The 18886-nt window shown below is 63.6% G+C and carries 11 protein-coding genes; 6 read left to right on the top strand and 5 right to left on the bottom strand.

The genetic code is table 11. From position 1 onward, the window contains the following. Nucleotides 1–63 precede the first annotated feature (63 nt). Complete coding sequence (locus CKO31_RS17145; RefSeq protein ID WP_200239904.1) at nt 64–837, top strand: SapC family protein; 774 nt, start codon at nt 64–66, stop codon at nt 835–837. Between the two features lie 60 nt (nt 838–897). On the opposite strand, the gene CKO31_RS17150 is transcribed toward CKO31_RS17145, so the two are convergent. The 3 genes from CKO31_RS17150 to CKO31_RS17160 are packed head-to-tail and all read right to left on the bottom strand — an operon-like array spanning nt 898 to nt 6025. Next, complete coding sequence (locus CKO31_RS17150; RefSeq protein WP_438874019.1) at nt 898–2934, bottom strand: glycosyltransferase; 2037 nt, start codon at nt 2932–2934, stop codon at nt 898–900. Between the two features lie 49 nt (nt 2935–2983). Then, the gene (locus tag CKO31_RS17155) at nt 2984–4330 is read right to left on the bottom strand and encodes an HlyD family type I secretion periplasmic adaptor subunit (RefSeq protein ID WP_200239907.1); all 1347 of its coding nucleotides are present in this window, start codon (nt 4328–4330) and stop codon (nt 2984–2986) included. Between the two features lie 18 nt (nt 4331–4348). Further along, the gene (locus CKO31_RS17160; RefSeq protein ID WP_322789168.1) at nt 4349–6025 is read right to left on the bottom strand and encodes a type I secretion system permease/ATPase; all 1677 of its coding nucleotides are present in this window, start codon (nt 6023–6025) and stop codon (nt 4349–4351) included. A gap of 583 nt (nt 6026–6608) precedes the next feature. Here CKO31_RS17160 and CKO31_RS17165 point away from each other — a divergent pair. The 3 genes from CKO31_RS17165 (at nt 6609) to CKO31_RS17175 (ending at nt 12186) form a co-directional block, all read left to right on the top strand. Beyond that, nucleotides 6609–8195 carry a hypothetical protein gene (locus tag CKO31_RS17165; protein WP_200239910.1) on the top strand — a complete coding sequence of 529 codons (1587 nt, stop codon included), beginning with the start codon at nt 6609–6611 and terminating at the stop codon, nt 8193–8195. A gap of 624 nt (nt 8196–8819) precedes the next feature. Next, the gene (locus CKO31_RS17170; protein WP_200239912.1) at nt 8820–9182 is read left to right on the top strand and encodes a hypothetical protein; all 363 of its coding nucleotides are present in this window, start codon (nt 8820–8822) and stop codon (nt 9180–9182) included. Between the two features lie 79 nt (nt 9183–9261). Then, the gene (locus tag CKO31_RS17175) at nt 9262–12186 is read left to right on the top strand and encodes a VWA domain-containing protein (RefSeq protein ID WP_200239913.1); all 2925 of its coding nucleotides are present in this window, start codon (nt 9262–9264) and stop codon (nt 12184–12186) included. Between the two features lie 1354 nt (nt 12187–13540). On the opposite strand, the gene CKO31_RS17180 is transcribed toward CKO31_RS17175, so the two are convergent. Then, nucleotides 13541–15148: a hypothetical protein gene (locus CKO31_RS17180; RefSeq protein ID WP_200239915.1), complete on the bottom strand. Its 1608-nt coding sequence runs from the start codon at nt 15146–15148 to the stop codon at nt 13541–13543. A gap of 657 nt (nt 15149–15805) precedes the next feature. Between CKO31_RS17180 and CKO31_RS17185 the strand changes: the two genes are divergently transcribed. Together CKO31_RS17185 and CKO31_RS17190 are read left to right on the top strand one after the other, a co-directional pair. Further along, nucleotides 15806–16618, top strand: a complete 813-nt coding sequence (locus tag CKO31_RS17185) for a hypothetical protein (protein WP_200239916.1) — start codon at nt 15806–15808, stop codon at nt 16616–16618. Between the two features lie 148 nt (nt 16619–16766). After that, nucleotides 16767–17354 (top strand): hypothetical protein, encoded by a 588-nt coding sequence (locus tag CKO31_RS17190; protein WP_200239918.1) that lies wholly within the window; start codon nt 16767–16769, stop codon nt 17352–17354. Nucleotides 17355–17579: 225 nt separating this feature from the next. Here CKO31_RS17190 and CKO31_RS17195 read toward each other — a convergent pair whose 3' ends face one another. Further along, nucleotides 17580–18842: a class I SAM-dependent methyltransferase gene (locus tag CKO31_RS17195; RefSeq protein WP_200239919.1), complete on the bottom strand. Its 1263-nt coding sequence runs from the start codon at nt 18840–18842 to the stop codon at nt 17580–17582. Between the last annotated feature and the right edge of the window lie 44 nt (nt 18843–18886).

Here is an 18886-nt window from a genome sequence, read left to right on the forward strand (position 1 = left end):
CATCGGCCCCGACGGGCCGGCCGGCAACAGATTGAGCCCTACTTAAGCCCTACAGGTCCACGCATGCCCAACTGGCAACCCATTACCCAGGAGCGCCACGGCGGCAAGCACTGGCGGCGCTTCGGCAGCTATCGCTTTGCCGCCGATCGAGTCCTTGTGCCGCTTGCCGCGGCCGAGCTCTCGCGCGCCGTGATGCACCTGCCCATTGCCTTTGCCCAAACCGAGCAAGGCCCCATGCTCTGCGCCCTGCTGGGCGTGCAGCCGGACCGTAACCTCTTCGTGGGCGCCAACGGCCGCTGGCAGGGCGGCTATGTGCCGGCAGCCCTGCGCGGCCATCCCTTCGCCCTGGCACGGACCGGCGAGGACCAACTGACCCTCTGCATCGACGAAGACAGCGGCCTGCTCACCAGCCCGCCCGACGGCGAGCCCTTCTTCGGCGCCGAGGGCAAGCCCACCCAGGCCATCCAGGACGTGCTGAAATTCCTCGAGCAGACCGAGCGCAGCCGCGCGAGCGCCGCGGCGCTATGCAAGCAACTGCAAGAGGCCGGGCTGATCGCCGAGTGGCCGGTCAAGCTCAAGACCTCCGGCGGTGAGCAACCGGTCGGCGGCCTGCAGCGCGTGGACGAGTCCGCGCTCGGCGCCTGCCCTGCCGACACCCTCAAAGCGCTGCAGCAAAGCGGCGCGCTGACTTTGGCCTATTGCCAGCTGCTCTCCATTCAGCACCTCCAGCGCCTTGGCGAGCTGGCCCAGGGCCAGGCGCAGTCGGCCCAGCAACGGCGCGATGATCTGGGCTTCTTGGGCAGCGACGGCAGCCTGGACTTCTCGTCCCAGCACTGAGCCCAGCAATCCCCGCGCTGCCTTAGGCAGTGCACAGGCCGTGCCTGACCCTCAGCTGGCTCAAACCGCGCCGATGCTCGCTATGGCACGGCGCGCGGCAGCGAAACTGAAATGATCCTCCATCACCTTCAGTCCGCCGCGCGACAAGCGCTCCCAAGTGCCTCGATCCCGATGCAGGCGCAGTACAGCGCCAGCGAACGCCTGTGTAGTGTCCGCGAGCAAGACTGACTCTCCATCGGTCAGGAACATCCCTTCCGCGGCCTGCGGCGTAGCAACCACCGGCAGCCCGCAGGCCAGGCTCTGGTTGATCTTGCCCTTAACGCCAGCGCCGTAGCGAAGCGGTGCAACGGACAGCCGCGCCGCTTCGAACAACGGCTTCACGTCTGGAACATGACCCAGCACCCGCACGCGCTCAGACCCTAGGGCGCGAACCTCAGCCGGCGGGTCGGCACCGATCACCCAAAAGCAGATATCTGGCTCGACGGCGAGCACCCGAGGGAGGATCTTACGACAGAACCAGAGCACGCCGTCCGTATTGGGCGGGTGCGAGAAGGACCCGATAAAAAGCAGGCCGTGACGCTCGGCAAAGCCGGCCTCGCTGTACTGGATGCGATGGATATTCGACACCACGCGGACATCGGCGCGCGGCAATCGCCGCGCCAGCAGTTCGCGCTCCACGCGGCTCACGACCAGCGTGACGTCCGCCTGCGCGATAAGCCGCATCTCCTCTTGCTCGCGTCGCTGCGCGAGCCTGCGCAGGCGGGCGTCGCCGGTGAGGTCGGCGAGGCGCTGCTCGCGCAGAAAATGCAGGTCCACGGTATCGAACACCACACGCGCCTGGCGACACCGCCTGCGTGCGCTCTGCAATAAGCGCGCGGCAGTATTGGAACGGCTCAGGATCACCAGCACATAGCGCGCGCCGCGCACACGCAAATGGTCGGGCAGCGAGCGCACATAGGGCCGGAACAAGACCTCCACCCCCCGTTGCTGCAGGTCAGAGGCATAGGGCTCCGGCGCTTCCAGGTTGGCAGCGGCGAAGGTGACGTCGAAACCGAGCCCTTGCAGGATCTCGATGAAATGCAGCATGCGCAATGACCCGGATTCCTTGTCCGGAGTCAGCATGTAGCTGTCGACGATCAGCGCTCGCCGCCGACTGCCCGAGGGTGGCGCATGGAGGTCCGAGTCGCCCATCAATAGCGCTCGCCAACGTTGAGTAAAGCGCTGATGACCCACGGTGCGCGCGCGGTCACCATAGCCGGCGTCACGGGACGGACCCAGCAGAACCACCCGTGCGCGCGGCTGATAGCGCACCCTGAAGCCGGCGCGCCTAGCGCGCAGCGAAAAATCGGCATCCTGGTAGAGACCTGGGGGGAGCTCCGGATCGAGCCCACCGAGAGCGGCGAACACTTCAGCACGGACCGCCATTGCGGCGCTGGAGACGACCTCGCAGTCCCGCACATAGCGGTATTCTGGCCGCGCCGGGTCGCCACCTTGCGCCCGCGCGCGCACCGAGCCGTCGGCTTCCAGGGCATAGCCCGCCGCGAGGAGACGACCCCGCGCAGTCAATAGACAGCTGCCCAGGACGCCAGCGTCAGGGGCGTGAGCCATGTGCGCCGTCAGCGCCGCGAGCCAGCCAGGCTGCACCTGGGTGTCAGCGTCCAAAAAGATCAGCACGCTGCCACGCGCAAGCCGGGCGCAGTGATTGCGGCCCGCGCTCGCAGCGGCACCGTCCGTCCAACGCACCAGCCGCACCCCGGTGACCTCGCCCGAGCACTCAGCCGCCGGCGAGCGGCTGCCAACCGTCGCCCAGCGCGTAAGCACGATGACCTCATACGGGACATCGCCGCCGTAGCGCCAAAGTGCCGCCAAGCAACGCCTACAGCGCCGGGCATTACCCCCGCCCGAGACGATGATCGACGCCACCGGCGCCGCGGCAGGAGCAAAGCTAAGTGGAGCCGATGCCTTCGATCGAGCCAGCACGCGCGGCCGGGGCGGTCGCTGCGGCCGCGCCGGCCGCAGTTGGCGCCGGATCTTGGCCAGCAACACACCCAGAGGCTCGGTGCGGGCCACATGGATGGCGCGGCGCAGGTTGCGCAACATTCCCTTGCTCAGACGCGGCGATTCGAGTGGAGGGCGCGTACGTCCCTCAGTCCTCCCGAAACGCCTTGACCACGCGGTCGGTGATGGGACGGATCAGGTATTCGAAAAACGTCCGTTCGCCGGTCTTGATCATCACGTCAGCCGGCATGCCGGGCAACAGCGTCAACCCCCGCAGCGTCTCCATGCCGCGCTCGGTCACCCGGATGCGTGCGAGATAATAGGGATCGCCGGTATTGTCGTCGATCAAGCGGTCTGCAGACACCGTCAGCACTCGGCCGGCCACCTTCGGCGTGGTGGCAGCGTTGAAGGCGCTGAAGCGTATATCCGCCTCCAGCCCCGGCGTGACGCGGTCGATGTCGCCCGGCTGGACCCGTGCCTCGACGATCAGGGGCTCACCCTGTGGAATGATGTCCAGGATCTTGTCCCCCGGCTGCACGACGCCGTCGACGGTGTGGACCTGCATGTCCACCACGGCACCGCTCACCGGCGCGCGAATCTCGGTGCGCTCCACGGTGCGGCTCAGTGCGCGAATGCGCTCGCGGTAGTCGGCGACCTCCGTCTCCACCTCGCTGAGGCGCTCCACCACCTCGCTCGCGAACCGCAGCCGCACCTGGCTCATCTCCAGCTCCGTCTCGCCGATCTGCACCCGCGCCGAGGCGATGGCCGAGCGATGCTCCGCCTGCTCGCCGAGCAGCTCCGCTTCCAGCCGCTCCAGCTCGCGCAGGCGGCCTTTGTCGCCCAGCTTTTGGTCAAACAGCTTGAGCAGGCCGTCGATCTCCTCCCGGTACAGCGCAATGCGCTTATCCTTGGTGTCGATCAGCGCCTGCAGCCCCTTGATCTGCTCATCCAGCTGGCCGATGCGCTTGCGCAGCACACCGATCTCGCCGGTCAGGGTCTCGCGGCGGGCCTCGAACACCCGCCGCTGGCCGCGAAGGGCCTCCCGCACCCGCGGATCATCGGCATGCTCGGTGAGATCCGGCGGGAAAACGGGCTCGGGCAGCCCGTCACGCTCGGCGAGCAGCCGCGCCTCCTCCGCCAGCAGGGCGACATACTTGCTGCGCGCGATCTCCAGCTGCGCGCTCGGCTCGGTGTCGTCCAGGCGCACCAGCACCTCGCCGGCGTCTACCACGTCGCCCTCGTGCACCAGAATCTCTTCCACCACCCCGCCATCGCGGTGCTGGATAGTCTTGCGCGAGGTCTCCACCGTGACCACGCCGGCCGCCACCGCCGCGCTATCGATGGGCGCCACCGCCGCCCAGCCAAAGAAGCCGCCAAAGCCGATCGCCAGCACCAGCAGGCCAAGCAGCCGCTCGGAACGATCGCTGCTTGGTACCACACCGGTGTCGGGCGTGGGCACCTGCTCCAGCACGACCGGGGCATCAACTGTGCTCATATCGATCCCGCAATTGCATTACGCCGACCCTCGCCCGGCAAGAGACGCCACAGCCGAGCCTTCGGGCACGCGCGGGCGCGTGACTTGCTTCAGTATCTCATCCCGCTGACCGAGCGCACTGACAGTCCCGTCCTTCAGCACGAGCACCTTGTCCACCGTCTTCAGCACCGACGGTCGGTGCGTGATCAAAAGCACCGTGGCTCCGTCTGCGCGCAGCCGCTCAATGGCGCGCGTCAGGGCCGCTTCGCCCTGTTCATCAAGATTCGAGTTCGGCTCGTCCAGCACCACCAGCACGGGCCGCCCGTAGATCGCACGCGCCAGCCCCAGGCGCTGACGCTGGCCGCCGGAGAGCACGGTCCCGCCAACGCCCACATAGGTATCGTAGGCCTCCGGCAGCTGGTGGATCATGTCGTGGGCGCCCGCACGCTGTGCCGCATCCACAACCTGCTCGGCGTTCACGTCGCCGAAGCGAGCGATGTTTTCTTTCACTGTGCCGTCGAACAGCTCCACGTCCTGCGGGAGATAGCCCACGTAGGGCCCCAGCTCCTCCCGGTTCCAGACTGCGATATCCGCCCCATCAAGCCGTACCGTACCACTGGCCACCGGCCAAACCCCGAGCACGACGCGGGCCAGCGTGGACTTGCCGGCGGCACTCGGGCCAATCACACCGAGGCTCTCGCCGGGCGCCAATTGCAGGCTTACGCGCTTGAGCACGGGTACCTGCGCACCCGGGGGCGTCGCCACCACGTGCTCAAGGGAGAGCCGACCCAGAGGCGCCGGCAGGCTCATGCGGCGCTCCCGTGCCGGGACCAACTGCAACAGGTTCTCCAAACGCACGTACGCAGAGCGCGCCGATTGGAAGGTCTTCCACGAGTTGATCAGCATGTCGATAGGCGCGAGGGCACGGCCCATCAGAATCGAGCCGGCGATCATGACCCCGGGCGTCACGATATGCTGTACTGCCAAATATGCCCCGACGCCCAGCACCAGCGACTGCAGCATGACGCGCAGTGTCTTGCTTGCGTTGGTCAGCGTGCCCGCACGATCACTGGCGAGGCTCTGGAGACGCAGCACCTCCAGGTGGCGCACCAGCCAGCGGCGGTGCAGGTTTTGCGCCATGCCCATGGCTTCGAGCGCTTCGGCGTTACGCAGATTGCCTTCGATGGATTGGTTGCTCGCGACGGCCAGCTGGTTCGCCCGACCGAGAGGTTTGCGGGTCACCAGTTCGTTCGCGACGGCCAACACCGCCAGCAGGGCCGCCCCAACCAAGGCGACCATGCCGATCAGGGGATGGAGGATGAACAGCACGGCCATGTACACAGGTATCCAAGGCGCGTCGAAAAATCCCAACAAGCCTGGTCCCGTAAGGAAGCCGCGCAGTGCGCCCAAGTCCTGCATTGGCTGCGAGCCAGTGCTGCGCCCGCCGCGAAGGCCCGCGTCGAAGCTCGCCATAAAGAGGCGCGCATTCATGGTTAGATCCAAGCGACTGCTGATGCGCACGAGGATGCGCGAGCGCAGCACCTCCAGCGCTCCCATGAGCAGGTACAAGCCCAGCACGAGCAGCGTCAGGAGCAGGAGCGTCGACTGGCTGCCGCTGGTCAGCACCCGGTCATAGACCTGTAGCATGTACAAGGCAGGAGCCAGAAGCACCAAATTGATGAACAGGCTGAACACAGCGGCGAACGCGAAGGACACGCGGCTCGCCTTGAGCGCGGCCCGCAACTCGTCGACTGGGTGCGCTGGGCTGGGCACAAGAATCCTCCCCGCATCGCAGAAAGCGACATTCTACGCCAAGTCGTAGCCGCAGAAACACGTTGGTCGCTGGGCCTAACTCGACGCGGGCCCCGGCACCCCCAGTCAGCCAGGGTTGTAAAATAGAAACATGCCGAAAGAGCGTCGACGCCGCCCTCGCTTGCGGTTGCAAACCACGCAGGATCAGCTACACTACTGTCAGCCGCATACCACGTGTCGTTTCTGAACAACGTGAAGCTGCCGCGACTGGCATCGGCCCGACCGCGGTTTTGGGCTTCCCGCCACTTGCGTCGGTTGCGCCCTCAAGGCATTGGTCAGGCGCACTGGTGGCGGCGTCGGGCGGTCCTGATGGCGTGCAGCCAGCCGTTGGGATCTGCGCAACTCGGCCTGCCTGAAGCGAGGCGTCGTACGAAGCTGTAGATTGCTTGAGCGCAAACCTCGTTACCGGTAAGCTAAGGGTTGGTGTGTGAAGCCTACAGCTCAGTCCCCCCACCCCACCCTACTCAACGCGTAAGGAAGACTCATCATGGCACTTTCCACCTTCGACCAGAACTTCTACTTGGCAAACAACCCAGACGTGCTCAGCGCCGTCGTGTCTGGCGCCTTCGAGAGCGCCGAGCAGCACTACATGATGTTTGGAGAGCGGGAGGGCCGCAAGCCCAACCAGTTCTTCGATCCCACAGGCTACTTGGCCAATAACGCCGATGTGCTGGCGGCGGTACAGGCGGGCTTAATCTCCACCGGCCTTGAGCACTTCGAGCTCTTCGGGGTCAACGAGAATCGCACCCCCGGTAACCTGCCCTTCGATGAGGACTTCTACCTGGCCAACAACCAGGATGTCGCCGATGCGGTCGCAGCCGGGACCTTCACCAGCGGCTTCGAGCACTATGTGAAATTCGGCGCAGCGGAAGGCCGTCAGCCTGCTGAAGACGTGCCCGCAGGCATCACGGGTGAGGCATTCAACCTGACCCCCGAGCCCTTCGAGTCCGTCACCGGCACGCCCCAGGATGATCTTATCAATGGCGTGATGAGCGAAAACGTGCTTGGGGACTTCACTGGCACCTTCAACACGGGTGACAGCGTCAATGGCGCTGGCGGTACGGACACTTTCAACCTATTCTTGGAAGCTGGAATTGCACCCATATGGACCCCGCCCGCAGGCTCTGCGGTCAGCGCGACTGAGGTGATCAACCTCATCTCAAACGGTGCGAATACCTTCACCACGGATGGCGCCAATGTCGAGGCCACGTTCTTCGACGGCGCGACCCAAGTCTGGCAAGTCAACGGCTCGAACCCTGTGACCAACCTCGGCGCCGGCGTCACCGCGGGCTTCCGCGATGGTGGCACCAGTAACGTCACGGCTGCCAATGGCGCCGATAGCGCCGCCATCGCTCTCGACAACGTCACCCCCGCCCAAACGGTCGCTGTCAACGAAGCCGCCGCCGACGATGTTCAGACTGTCTCCCTGAGCGGCACCATCGAAGAGACGCCCGGGCCCGGAGTTAGCCCATTCACGCTGAATCTCGGCGGCCTCAGTGACGTCCAGACAGTCAACGTCGCCCTGAGCTCCGAAGCCGATCTCGGCGCCTCCAACTACAGCACTGCTACAACACTCGACGCATCTGCCTCCACCGGCGCCGTCACCCTCAACACCGGCGGGACCGTGGAGACCGTGCTCGGCGGCTCTGCAGGCGACGACATCACCACCGGCGCGGCAACTCAGTCGGTCACGGGCAATGCTGGGGCCGATGATGTCCTCCTCACAGGTGGCACCGCCGAAGAGATCGCCATTGCTGAGGGCGATACCGGCATCACCGCGACAACCGTTGATGACTACAACGGTTTCGTGTCCGGCGAAGACAGCTTCAACTTCGGCCTCGACGCCGGCGACGATGCCGTTAATTTTGAAGACGGCGGCCTCTCCAGCAGCTTCACGGACGGCCTGACCAACGCCAACACGGCATTCGCCAGCACCGACGGCCTCCTGTACTTCCTCACCAACGACGGTGGGGACGGCTTCCTGTTCGTGGATCGCGATGCCGACGGTTCAGCTGACGAAGGTCTCATCTTGACGGGCGTAACAACCATCAACGACACAGACATCGTCGCCTAACCGATAGACCAAGCACCCATCAAGGGTGCTCTCAAATCGACCGTTAACGGCCCCGTGAGGGGCCGTTTTTTTGCGTACCCACCGCCCCAGCTGCACGCCCTGGGCCCAAGCCCGCCGCGCGCGGGGCTTGAGTTCGTCATATCGGACGTGCGCCGTCTTGGTGTGTACCCGCCGGCGCCCACCTCCGCGGAGCGCGTGACCGCTCCTGCCGCTGCCAGCTACCGTGCCGCAAGGTATCTTGGCATCGTCTCCCGCCCTGCTTGCTGGGGGCTCACCACCAAGCAGCTTGCCTGCTCCGTGCTGCGCATGCAGCGAGGCTGCCTCCGAAGGACGCCCCCCTGCCTAAGCTCCCGCGGCACGCCGTTGCGCCGGAGGTTCGATGCGCAAATACCTTAGCAGCTAGCCAGACTTACCCCAGTGTACTAAGCTTCTCTTGGGTGGGTATGGTGTGGAAAACACCTGGGATCCGAGCGTGCAAAAACTCTGAGCGCTGCTCGCTTGGACGAACAGCCAACCAACCTCGGCTCTCGGACGCATTCCATGTCGCTGCCGCCTCTACTATCTTACAAAGGGCAGAATTCTCTCATTTTCCGCGACTTCGTTGAACAGAGGAGTTGAACACGCATGAATATTTGCCTCCGAACAGCACTTTCTGGAGCCTTCGCAGGCGCCCTGCTCGCGCTTGGACCAGCGGTTACCTCGGCGGGAGAATCAGCACTCGCGCTTTCCTACGCTGTTCAGGACAACGGTGAAGGCTTCGTCGACTTTACGCTGGAGGCCCAGAACATCAGTTCTGCGCCGGCCTTTGGCGTCGTTGTGCAAGAAGCGTCCGGCCAGTATCCGGCCCTGTTCTATGGGGACATCCAGCCCGGCGAGGTGGTCGGTCAACAGGTCTACCTGACCTACCAAGGGGAACCACCCCGTTTGGCCTGGTCAGTGTCATACACGGACGACGCGGGCAACTACGTATCTGTGCTCGGCGACTGATCAACACGCCAAAACCGCGCTGCGGTCTTGGTCGGACCGCTAACTCTGCAAACAAAAAGGGAGCACTAGTGAATCACTCATGAGCAAGCACTCCAAAACACCCGGCCGCGCTCTTCGGGCGCTCGCGCTACTGGCCACGCTGGCATTCAGTCCGCTGGCTTGGGCTGTCACCGACTTGGTCTTCGTCGTAGACGGTTCGGGCAGCATCAGCTCGACGGACTGGAACATTCAAAAAGACGGTATCGTTGCTGCCCTCCAGGACCCACTGACCGTCCCGGTCGACGGCAGCATCGGCGTTGCCGTCGTGCAATTCTCCGGCTCCGCACGCGTGGAGTTCCCTTATCGCATTATCGACTCAGCCGCTGACGTGAGCGCCGCCGTGGCCGCAGTCACCGGCATGAGCCAAATCCGCGGCAGCACCGGCCCGGGCGAAGGCATCCAGGCGGCAACAGGCCATATGCTGCCGAACGCGCGGATGACAGCGGATCAGTCTTTCTGCTTGTCGACAGACGGCACCACCAACACCGGTACTTCCGTGGGCACTGCCATCTCTCAGGCGAAAAGCGCGGGTTTTGGCCTCGACAAGTTCAGCGTCATCGCCATCGAGGATCTGCCATTCTTCGACGCCCAGCGCGCGGAGAGCCATTACGGCCCACACGTGTTCGGCGGTGGCACCGTCTTCGTCGTCAAGAATGCCGTCGAGTTTGCCAACACCATAGGTACACTCTGTCTCGGCGAGCCCGTCAAGCTCGTGGGCCTCGAGGTTACCCAGGCCGTGCAGGACCTGGAGAACAGCGTGGCGCTCGTGGAGAACAAGGACACGCTGGTGCGGGCGTACTTGGAGCCGCAGAACGGTACAGATCCGGTCAAAGCGACTGCGCGGCTGCGTGGCTACAACGCACTCGGCACAGAGCTCTCTGGCTCACCCCTCACCGCCGTCAACGCAGGCGCTGCCATTACCGCAAAGCCGGACGCCCTGGACCGCAGGCCCACCAAGGACGACAGCCTGAACTTCCGCTTACCGACCTCCTGGACCACAGGTACAGTAACCCTGGAGCTTGAGGGAGTCGGCAACACACTCACGTGCGAAGAGGCTGCCGGCCCAACAGCGAACGATTGCATGGCACAGGTGGCCTTCAACACCGGCTCCGAGGTCGAGCTGAAATTCTTCAAGGTGCAGTGGGAAGACAACGGCGGCACCACACATGTACCGAGTAGCGCAGACCTGAACAACCTGGAGCAGCGCGCACTCGCCATGCTGCCGACTGCCCAGGTCGACCGCACCACGGGCTCCACCATCGACATGGGTACCGGGTTCCCGGCGTTGGCGGACGTCAACGCAGAGCTCGAGTGGAAGCGCTTCCTCGACCTATGCTGGTCTGTACTCGGATGCGAACGCCGCTACTATGGGGCGCTTAGGAACCCAGGCAGCCTTTCAGGCCTCGCCAACGACATCCCGGGGACGGTCTCGTCCAGCATTATTAAAGACGGCGACGTCGTCGGGCGCAATGTCCACATCCATGAGATCGGCCACACAATGGGCCGCCACCATGCCGTGAGCGCCACCGCAGTCGGTACTGATGGCGCTGGTAGGCCGCTTGGGCCCTGCAGGTCCGTGGCGGGCACCACAGCGCCGGATTTCCCATTCGTGGAGAATGTTAGCGGAAGCCTGCGCTCGGTGCTCGGGCCCCTGACGCTCGGCGATGAAAAGATCATGTTCGGCTGGGATTCGCTGCGCGACATGGTCCTTGATCCTACGGCCCACTACGAGTTGATGAGCTATTGCGGCAACTCCAACAACACCTCCCAGTGGATCTCCAGCTTCACGTGGGAGGGGCTGCGCAACACCATCAACTCCGAGTTCGACAACCTCCCGCCGGCGGGCGCCGGAACCGGCACCAGCTACATGATGATGCGCGGGCGAATGAATTTCTCAACGGGTACTGCGGAGTTCAGGCCCGTACTGGGCTTTGAAGTTGGCAGCGGCATCACTCCCCCCACACCACCAGCCGGCGATTACGACCTGGTGCTCCTGGACGGTAGCGGAGCAGAGATCAGCAGCATAGCCTTCACGCCAGTGCGCATGGATCCCTTCCTGAGCAATCCTTCTGCTCGGGGTGACGAGCTTGGGCTGTTCTTGATCCCGGTCCTTGACGACGGCTCCGTGCGTGGGGCCCGAGTGGAGTCCGCCGGCATGACGCTGACGAGCGTCACCGCTAGCGACAACCCGCCCACCGTGCAGCTCCTCTCACCAAATGGAGGTGAGGTCTGGAGCGGCACCAATGAGACGGTCAGCTGGAGCCAAAACGACGCCGACGGAGACGACCTCATCGCCGCCGTTCAATTCAGTCCGGACAACGGTGCGACCTGGCAGACCATTGGCATGGATGTGCAGGCGACATCTGTCGACGTGAACCCACAGGAGCTCGCCGAGACCAACCAGGCGCTGATCCGAGTGCAGGTCAGCGACGGCTTTGACACCGCCGAGGACGTCTCGGATGCCACCTTCACGACGCCGAACTCAGCGCCGACCTGCGATATCACGCAGCCGGGTTCGGGGGATCTGTTCGTGAGCGTGCAGCCGGTGAATTTCGTGGCATTCACCAACGATGTCGAGGACGGCACTGTCGCCGGAAGCAACATCAGCTGGTCCTCCGATCTCGATGGCAACCTTGGCGCAGGCTCGAGCATCACCCCAACCGCCGACGAGCTAACCGAGGGGACTCACACGATTACCATGATCTGCACAGACTCCGGTGGCGCAACCGACGAAGACTCGGTCCAAATCGACGTGGCACGAGTCGCCGGTCCGACCTTTACACCGGGTGACGCCGACGGTGACGGGGACATTGATCGCGATGACGTCCTCGCGATCATCCGCAACCTACGGCAGAATCCGGCGACCAGTTGTCCTGCTTGCGATATGGATGGCGACGGCGACATCGACGGTTTGGACTTCCGGGAGGCACTATTGAGCTGCACACGTCCACGCTGCGCCCCTTAGTAAGCAGGCAATCTTCAGAGGAGTGAATAGGGCGCATGGATGCGCCTGGAACGACTAAAGCACCAGGGGCCCGTAGTTATTGACACTACGGCCCTGGGTATCCCTCACTAGAGCGCCAAGTTGGCGCTCTATTTTTCTGCGCACCGCAGACTCATCGACACCAGTTATCCCTTTAGGTGCTCCCTACAAACGGGACAGCCTGGCGACAAAGAGGATCTTAGCCCATGCGACAGCCCCTCCGGTTATGGCTCATGCTAGGCGTGAGTCTCAGCACAAGCGCCTGCACTGGTGCAATGGCTTCCACCTCGGCAGAGGTCGAACCTAAGGGCGGCGTCACTGGCTTCGTCTACCATCAAAGCGACGTGCAAACCATGCCAGACACGCCATACACCAGAGGCCTGGTAATCGGCATCGATGTCGCCGCTTGGAATACTCTCCGAGAGCGCCTGGGACTGACCGGTGAGTTCTCCAGGAACCACTTCAACCTCTCAAGCGAGCTCTACGAAACCGCCATAGCGGCGCGGGCAGACATCGGAGAGAACGGCCGATACCATTTACAGCTTCCGCCTGGGGACCACATCCTTTGCCTGGGCAACCTACCAGTACCCCCGGTAGATGAATCGCGCTACCCGGTCGCTGTCAATGGCTGTGCTCGCGCAGCTGTCCCAAAAGCAGGTTTGCGGCTTGACTTCTATGTTGGAATTGGTGGTGTACGCGCTGTCACTCCCTGAATGCAGCGTGCGGAGTAGATATGCTACCTCTGGTTATTGGCTAACGTCGTGTATGCGCGCTCAGGAGCACCCCTGTGTCGGGTGCGCTGCCCCATACACCTTGTACGATTACAGGCGTTAAAGGGAACTAAACGAGAGGCTCGACGAGACGAGACATCCGACGAACCCAAAGAGAGGCGGTATTGGCGCATCCCAGGCGCGCGTCAGCTGGCGTCGCGTCGTGACCGCACGCTTCTTAGGCATTCCTGACCCAGGATATCTTCTCCAGATCGCGCCCAACCTGGCAGCCGCCTCAACCCGTGCCGGCCGCGAACGTGACAGGTGGCGGGCGTCGGTATTGCCCACACACCCTCCGATGCCTGTTATCCACCAGTGTCGCATGGCAACCGCGGAGGGCGCCTCGCTGCACAAGCTTTGTCAAGAATCCGCCGCAGCCAAGCGCACGGGTGCCAAACCCGGTACCGTGCATACCGTGAATCTGACACTGCCAATCCGACTGCCGCTACGTGATCGAAGCCTGATCCTCGTCGAATCCGGCACCGCACTTCGGGCGTCCCCTGCACTACCAGCGCCAACCGACACGATATAGACTAGCGGCCCCCTGTTAGGATCGCGGGCACGACTTAGGGCGTATAAGGGTTCGGCCGGCCCTGAAAGGCCGGGAAGGCGTCACTGTTGACCGTGCTCGGCGGCAGGTTGGTACCGAAGACCGAGAAGTTGTACTGGGACGTGACGGCCCCGTCCGGCACTTCGATGACGCCCGAGAATTGGGTGCACAGACAGCCAATCGTGCACTGCGGGCTAGTGCCGCCGCCGGAGCCATCCGGGCAAAGCCCATACTCAACGGTCTCGGCCACCGTCGGAGTCCCGGGGTTTGGGACAAAAACCCTACATTGCGTTGCGTTGCCCCCACACGAGCAGGGCACCGCGGGGTCGCTGCTCAATGCACAGCCCGTGCCTGTACACTCGCAGGTCGCTTGGCATTGTTCTGTGGCGGAACCGAAATCAAAAGGACACACTGGCCAAGTCGCCTCCTCAACCACACGCCGGGAAGGATTGGCGACGGTCAAATCACACCTGTAGCCACTCTCGCAGCCACAGGCTTGCGGCGTCGCCTCGGAGCCGGGCGGGCCGCTCGGCCGGCCATCATTATTCCAGTCCGTCTGATACGCAGCGCAGGGCGCCGTAAGCAGCCGTTTGTGCGTCACGCGCAGGTAGTACGGCCCTGGACTACCCAGCCCCACGACATACCTGTCGTTATTGCCAATATCGCTGTTGACGGCGAGTAGCGGTGTCGCATAGTTGCCCGCGGCTTCCTGTGCGGCGCCGGCCGCGTCGTACAGCGAAAAGAGCCAATTGCCGTTGGTGCATTCGGCATGGCCGCAGATTTCCAAGGCCAAGACCTCGTTGCCGGGCGAGTCGTAGACATACCAATCGTCGTCCAGGCCCTGCGAGTACTGGAAGCCGTCCCCGTCCGGGTCGGGGACTTCGGTGCCGGGCTCGAAATTGAGGTTGATGACACCGAACATCGCGACACCCGTGGCAAGAGGGCTCGCTGACTGTGGTCCGTCGTTGGGCTCCAGCTCGGCGTCGTAGAAGCCGGCGATGAAGTTCTGCGTCTCCAGCGGCGAGCTCTGAATCACGACGGCCAGATTGTAGGGCTCGTAGTTCAGCGCGGTGGGCTGCAGAGAGATGTAGTAGGTGCCCACCAGACCGAGGGTCACCCGATAGGAGATATCGCCCTGTGGCGACGTGGACCCTGGCACGGCGCCGGCATCGAACTGCGCAAAGATGTTGCCCGCAGCGTCTCTGACCGCGATTTGCCAGCCCGAGACAGAACCTGTGGGCACCGAGAAATTGATGGTCATGTTCTGGTTGGGCTCGGATGTGACCACGTAGAACCAATCTTGGTCCTCCATGCCGTAGGCCTGGCCCCAGAACTTGGTATCGCCCAGCAAGGCGTCTGCAGTGACGATATTGTCGTTCGGCTCCGTCTCGCCGTATTGCGGTGCCGCCAAGCACGCGCCCAGATAGATGCCGCAGCCGTTGGGGTTGGCCTGACAGGCCGCGAGCATGTTGGCCTGGCCGGAGGCCTCGCCGTTTAGGTGGCCCGCGTTGAAGCCTTCGTTATAACCGACCCCGCGACCATCGTTGAAGGCTGCGCTGCAATCCGGCCCCTGACTGCTGTTCTCCCACCATACTTGCCCCACTGCATCGGCGCTGATCAGCACACCGATACAGAGCAGGGCGGCGCTTCTCGTCATCATCATCAATCTACCCCAGATATTGGCGACTCAGCATGGTACTCGCGACTTGGCACAACAACGACAGCCAATCAACTTGGTGGGTCCGAACGGAGTGCACCAAGCGGACCCTGTGACCTGACCGGGGCACTGCTGCAACCCGAAACCACCAGGCTGGCTGGCCTCTGATCAGGCATCGCCCCATGCGCGAACGCCCTGAAAGCCCGATTGTGCTGCGCCGCAAGGGAGATTGGTTTGACCAGCATCAAGCCCTTGACCGCGTACCCTGCTCACTCGTCCCAGTCGCTCAGGCCGCAAAACCTTGGCAAAGCTTCGGCGACGGCAGGAGGCGGAGCGCACGCTGCAGGTGCCGACGTCGCGACGTGCCGATAGCTGGCCCACTTATCCCAGATTCTCGCCATCGCCACCTGTTAGCATCGGATACTCGCCGGTGGGAGGCCGAGAACCCGGTCGCACTCCGGGAGTTGTGTAGCAAGAAGCGCACGCCAGCGCGGTCTTGGCTAGAGGCAATGCCGAGCTTGGAAACCGCGGGCGGTTACCAGGGGCGGTGCGATTTTCCCGCCAGCACGGCCGTGAAAATTCCCTTTTCTTGGTCCAGCCGTTACGCCATTATGTCCGCTAGGATTGCGAAGCGTTGCCCATGCACAAGATGCGCCGACCGCCCTCTGCTACCAGCCCTCTGCTACTAAAGCCGATCCGCACGCGAATCGTGCCTGTTTTGCTATATCTACCATGAACATCGCATCCAAGCCCATCGCCGCCGCGGCCTTCATCGCTGCACTGCTCGCGCTCGCTAGTAGCGTACTGGTGTTTCTCGAGCTCGGTCGGCTCGAGCGCTCGATCGCCGCGGCGCTCCCCGACGAAGCGACAGAAACGCAACAAGCCCTGCCCACGGACACAGCGGATCTGACTCCGCCCGAGGCCGACCTTCAGCGCGCAATACAGCAGTTGCAGGCGGAGATCGCCGCGATCCGCGCAGGCCAACAAGTCTCCGCCGTGAGCCCCGTCCCGCCCCGGCCGGCCGCACCACCGGCAGACAACGACTCGGCCGACGTCGGACCTGAGATTCCCGCCTATACGGAGCCGCCCGTGATCCAACGATTCGCCGAAGAGTGGGGCCAAAGCGACTGGGGGGCAGCAGCCACGGACGCGGTCGAAACGGCCGCTGTGGACCACCCTTTCTTTGGCGACATCGGCGGCGCCGTCGTCTCGGATTGCCGCCAGACGGCATGCCAAGTGGAATGGCTCGCTCCTGCCTTCGAAGAGGTCGGCGAAGACGAGCGGGACCGTCTGCTGGGCCAGGCCCGCTACGAAATGCTCGCCCTTGCCGCTCGGAGCGTTGACGACCTAGGGCCCATGGCCGTCAACTGGCGCGGTGGTGACAACGGCCCCGTCTTGACAGTGACCTTTGAGCAGAACGCCGGGCAAACGCGCTGATCTCAAGCACACCAGCAACCGGCGCCATGCACGTGATCCCGTCGCCTTAGGCGTCATAAACCAGGAGGCAACACCACAAGGCACGCTCCTCGACCATCGCCAGCTATCTGGGCGCTACCGGATAGTCCATCCCTCACGAGGTTTCACAATGAAAGACTTGCAGCTACTCCGTCGTTCCACCTGCACCCGTTTCACGTCAATCGCAGCAGGTATGCTCCTGCTCTTAGCGGGCGCCGTGACCACCACCGCCTCGGCCAACGACATCGTCATGCATCCCGCCGGCTGCCAAGCGCCATTCCTCAGCCAGGCCGGTCCCATGCGCTGGCACGAGCATTACCTGATGAACCCCGCCTCGAATATTTCGACGTTCGTGATTTGCCCACTTACATTTGACGACGACGTCGTCACATTTACCGCCGGGTCAACGAGCTTCATCGACATCGATGGCGCCATTCAGAACGGCGCTGCGTCGCAGTCGCCGGTCTGCTTCTTTGCTGCGGCCGCCAGCAACAATCTGAACCTCGATCCGTACATCACCACGGCGGGCGGCGACCGGACCTTTATTCAACCGCTCGGCACCAGCCTCACCTTCCCACTCTGGGAATCCGGCGGTACCGTGTCCCATGACGCCATCATCGCGGCGACGGGAGCCCCCAACCCGGCCGATTGGAATGTCGCGCTCTTCTGTCAGCTACCGCCGGGCTACGCACTCTCGACGCTGCATCTGCAGCAGTAGTTGCTGCGGCTGCCACTGACGGCTTCCATTGGGCGGCGCCTGCGGTACGGGATAGGCTGAGCACCGCCCGCCAATCACGGCCAGGGTGGAGTGCGCTTCGCGCATTCCCCCTGATAACTCCTAGAGCCATCGCGCCCGGGCATTATCGGAGCGAGGTAAAGAAAGAGCCGGGCCCGGACTGCTCAGCAGAGGACGGACCGGCAGCGGCGCTGAAGGGCGTTCCGCTCAGACCCGCGTCGAGCGAAGTCGCGTTTTCAACCAGCGCATTGGCGCGGTCACCCGCCAGGATGTCGAGCGACGCAGCTCGGTCAGCTGCCCCTCTGCGCGACGCTGCGCATCACGCGCCTCTTCCAGCGTTTCTCGCGCGAGTGCCAACTGCTCCCGAAGATTACTTGGGTCCGTCTCAGGCCCTTCGCTGTCAGAGCGTTGCCCACTCTCCGTAGCTACCGCCGACGTCCTCGCCAGCCTCGCGCCCATCTCGCCGCTCCGATCTAAGCTGTCGTGCGTTCTGCGGACACAAAATGCAGGTCCCCAGCCGCGATAGCACTCGGGCTCGCTCTCCGCGGCGTGCTTGCGGGCCATGGTGGCGATGATCATCGTCGGCTTCAGCACCCCCAGATCGATCAGCAGCTCGTTGGCGGCGTGGAGGCGATCGACAAATTCACGGTCAGCGGCGGCGTCTGCGTCGTAGTTGTGGCCAAACGCTCGGTCGATGAACACATCGGTGAGGTTGCCGAAGGCCATCAGCTTCAAGAAGTCAAAGCGTTCCACCAACAGCGGCATGATGTCCTGCGCACGAATCCCTTCGAAGCCCTCCCCGGAACAGTCCCAGTTGACGAACTCGTCTTCGAGGCGCCGAAGCTGCTGATTATACTTTTTGCGCTCGGGCAGGGTCTTCCAGATGGCTTCGACTAGGCGCTGCGCCTCCGGCCAACGCATATGCCCGTTGCGACCGATGATATCGGAGATCACGAAGCGTGCGTCCTTTGCCATGGCCTCATGGACTTGCTCGAAGACGTGCTCCAACCTGACGATGTGGTGTAGGGAGTGATGGGCCATCACCGCCGCATAGGTTTCCGAAGGCTGCCAGTGGTTGATGTCGACTTCGGTGAACACGAGAAGATGCGCAACACCAGCGGCCTTTGCGGCTTCGCGCCCGCGCTCCAGCAACACCGGTGACAGCTCGGTGCACTCCAAGAGGAAGTCCAGGCCCTCCTTTTTCAGGCGTGTGGCGATGTCCACTTCGATGGAGCAATCTCCGGAGCCGATACTCAGGAAGCGGGATTCACCGCCAGACGCACACTCCGCAAAGGTGTTGGCGAATATCTGCACTGGATCGGCAGTGCCGAATAAGCGATTAAGCGGCGGCGCGAGGTAACGGCCTGCCCAGTAGTGGAATATGGGCGGCAGGTCATGGATATTCTCGACTTCGCGATACTGGTCGATCTGCTGGCGAAGCTTTGCGTTGTAGTCGTTACTGTCGGTCATCCGCTACAGGCCATAGGAGTCGGGCGTTTGAGAAAATGGCGAAG

Source organism: Thiohalocapsa halophila (assembly GCF_016583825.1).
In the GTDB taxonomy this organism is placed as follows: Bacteria; Pseudomonadota; Gammaproteobacteria; order Chromatiales; family Chromatiaceae; genus Thiohalocapsa; species Thiohalocapsa halophila.

Bases quoted from the DNA above. Each gene is read 5' to 3' on its own strand.
- CKO31_RS17145 (WP_200239904.1), top strand. From the start codon at position 64: ATGCCCAACTGGCAACCCATTACCCAGGAGCGCCACGGCGGCAAGCAC.
- CKO31_RS17155 (WP_200239907.1), bottom strand. From the start codon at position 4,330: ATGAGCACAGTTGATGCCCCGGTCGTGCTGGAGCAGGTGCCCACGCCC.
- CKO31_RS17165 (WP_200239910.1), top strand. From the start codon at position 6,609: ATGGCACTTTCCACCTTCGACCAGAACTTCTACTTGGCAAACAACCCA.
- CKO31_RS17170 (WP_200239912.1), top strand. From the start codon at position 8,820: ATGAATATTTGCCTCCGAACAGCACTTTCTGGAGCCTTCGCAGGCGCC.
- CKO31_RS17175 (WP_200239913.1), top strand. From the start codon at position 9,262: ATGAGCAAGCACTCCAAAACACCCGGCCGCGCTCTTCGGGCGCTCGCG.
- CKO31_RS17190 (WP_200239918.1), top strand. From the start codon at position 16,767: ATGAAAGACTTGCAGCTACTCCGTCGTTCCACCTGCACCCGTTTCACG.
- CKO31_RS17195 (WP_200239919.1), bottom strand. From the start codon at position 18,842: ATGACCGACAGTAACGACTACAACGCAAAGCTTCGCCAGCAGATCGAC.